3 protein-coding genes are annotated in these 2,673 nt (G+C 67.3%); all 3 read right to left on the bottom strand.

Annotated elements, in window-relative coordinates; all coding sequences use genetic code 11:
• The coding region (locus MOV75_RS33815; RefSeq protein ID WP_246931849.1) for an FGGY-family carbohydrate kinase at positions 1 to 1,237 on the bottom strand (1,237 nt) is incomplete at its 3' end.
• On the bottom strand, positions 1,234 to 2,349 hold the full coding sequence (locus tag MOV75_RS33810) for an ABC transporter ATP-binding protein (protein ID WP_246931850.1): 1,116 nt from the start codon (positions 2,347 to 2,349) through the stop codon (positions 1,234 to 1,236). The genes MOV75_RS33815 and MOV75_RS33810, both read right to left, overlap by 4 nt.
• Before the next feature lie 22 nt (positions 2,350 to 2,371).
• The coding region (locus tag MOV75_RS33805; protein WP_247007507.1) for a TOBE domain-containing protein at positions 2,372 to 2,673 on the bottom strand (302 nt) is incomplete at its 5' end.

Genomic DNA, 2,673 nt, shown 5'->3' with positions numbered 1-2,673 from the left:
CGCCCGTCGCGGCGTAGCAATCGCGGGCGGCGAAGGCGAGCCCTTCCATCACCGCCCGCATCAGATCCCAATAGCCGTGGCGGGTGCGCAACCCCAGGAATTGCGCGCAGGCCTCGTGCGCGACGAACGGGCCGCGCTCGCCGGCGTCGGAAATGAACGGGTGGAACAAGAGTTCGCCGGGTTGCGCTTGCATGACGCGCTCATCGAGCCGTGCGATCAGATCGGCGCGCGAGCGAGCGATACCCTCGGCGGCGAGCAGGTCGCGTGCGAGGTCCAGCAGCCAGTCGATATTCAGCGTCGCCGCCATGTTCGATTGCATCTGCGCATAATGACCGGAGACCGGAAACGGCATGGTATAGCCGGTGGCCTCGGTATTGAGGACCACCGCATCGGCGCTGGGCGCGAGGCGCATATGCATGCCGGTCGAGCCGATGATGGTGCAGCCGACATCCGGCGCCGGATCGTAGAGTCCGGCCCCCAGCGCATTGCAGATCACGTCGACATAGCCGAGCGAGACCGGAATACCCTGCGGCAGGCCGATCTCGCGCGCCGCGGCGGCGTTCAACGGATGCGTGGTTACGACACCGTCGACGACGTCGGGAAACAGGGTCATGCAATCGGCGATCCCGATCAGGCGCGCGGTTTCGGCGTCGAACCGGCGCTTGCGGAAATCGCCGCAGGAGAAGGTCGCCTCCGACGGATCGGTCGCACGCACGCCGGTGAGCAGGAAATACAGCCAGTCCTTGCAATGAAAGGCGGTGCGGGCGCGCGACAGGGTCTCGGGCGCATGCGCCTGCAACCAGGCCAGTTGCGGTCCCTGCTGGCAGGCATTGAGCCCCGAGCCGGTCCGCCGATAGAGCACCGCATTGCGCTCGCTGTCGCGGATCCGCTCGACGAGGCCGGCCGCGCGGGAATCCAGCCACAGCAAGGCAGGCGCGACGGGACGGCCGTCATCATCGATCAGCCAGGTGCCGTCGCCCTGCCCCGTCACCGCGATGGCGGCAAGCCGCAATGCGAGATCGGGGACCGCCATCACCAGGCCGCGCAGGGCGGCAATTGTGTCGTTCCAAGTCCGCGCCATGTCCTGCTCGACATGGCCGCCGGCTGACGTCATGTAGCTGTTCGGCAGCGCGTATTCGCCGAGCTGCCGCCCGTCGCGCGTGAACGCGACCGTCTTGATCAGGGACGTGCCGGCATCAATGCCGATGATGACGTCGCGGCCAGGCAAGATGCTCATGGTCGGGCCGCCTCCGCATGGTGAATGCAGTTGCCGTCGGCGCCGAACAAATGAAGATGCCGTGCCTCCAGCGCGAACGGCAGGATGTCCCCGGGCCGCGCTGTGATCTTGTTCGGCGTCACCGCGATGAGGAGGCGGCCGTCGCATTCGCCTGCGACATGCGACTGGTCGCCCAGCCACTGGTTGGAGACGACGCGCACGCGCACATCGCCGCTGCCGACGGCGATCTTCTGCGGTCTTATGCCGACGCGGAGGCGCGTGCTCTGCGCGAGCGCGCGGCCGGCGGCAGCGTCGAGCGTTTGCCCTTCCAAGCTGAACGCGAGATCCGCCCCGATCGAGAGGCGAAAACCGCCATCGGCCTGCGCCACCTCGGTCTCGAGCAGGTTCATCGGCGGCTCGCCGATGAAGCTCGCAACGAACAGGTTCACCGGATGATCCTTCAACTCCCGTTCGCTGGCGAACTGCTGAAGCACGCCATCCTCCATCACCGCGATGCGGCCGGCAAGCGCGCTCGCCTCGGTCTGATCGTGGGTGACGAAGATCGCCGTCATGCCGCGCTCGGCAAGCAAGCCTTTGATGCGTCCGCGCAGCACCGCGCGCAGCTGCGGCTCGAGCTGGCCCATCGGCTCATCCAGCAGATACAGATCGGCATCGCGCACCAGGGCGCGCGCCAGCGAGACACGCTGCTGCTGCCCTCCGGAAATCGAGCGCGGATAGCTGTCCAGGATATCGGCGATCTCGACCAGCTGCGCGATCGCCTCGACACGCCGGGTCACCTCGGCATACGAGAGCTGCTGCGCCTTCAGGGCGAAGGCGATGTTCTCGCGCACGGTGAGCGGCGGATAGAGCGAATAGCCTTCGAAGGCCATCGCCACCCTGCGTTTCGCCGGCGGCAATTGGTCGATCCGGCGCCGGCCGAGCGTGATCTCCCCCGAGGTGACGCTCTCGAAGCCCGCGATCATCCGCAAGGTCGAGGTCTTGCCGCAGCCCGACGAGCCTAGCAGCGCGACGATCTCTCCCTTGCCGACCTCCATGTCGAGCGCGCGCACCGCATGGACCGGCGGCTTGCCGCGGCTCTGATAGACCTTATCGACCTTGCTGATCTCGAGCATGCCCATGCCTATCCCGGTCTCCTCATGCCGCCTGCCGTCGATGCGACAGTCCGACGCGCAGACCCGTTGCACGGTCGAACAGAAGCGCCGTCTCTGGCGCGAAGCGAACGAAGACCCCGTCCTCCGCGCTCGCCATGGCCGAGCCCTGCGGCAGGGCGGCGAGCCACTCGGATCCGTCGGCGAAGCGCAGCAGCAGCACGGCCTTCTCATGCATCGGCGTGACCGCGACGATACGCGCCGGCATGGCGTTTTCGCCGGCTTGGCGGCTGATGACGAGATCATCCGGACGCACGCCGAGCCAGCACGGACCGTGATCGACGATCG

The sequence above is a fragment of the Bradyrhizobium sp. PRIMUS42 genome, from assembly GCF_023006515.1.
GTDB lineage: Bacteria > Pseudomonadota > Alphaproteobacteria > Rhizobiales > Xanthobacteraceae > Bradyrhizobium.
This window is presented reverse-complemented; position numbering and strand designations above follow the sequence as displayed.

Excerpts from the sequence above, each read along its gene's own strand:
- MOV75_RS33810 (WP_246931850.1), bottom strand. The coding sequence starts at position 2,349 with ATGCTCGAGATCAGCAAGGTCGATAAGGTCTATCAGAGCCGCGGCAAG.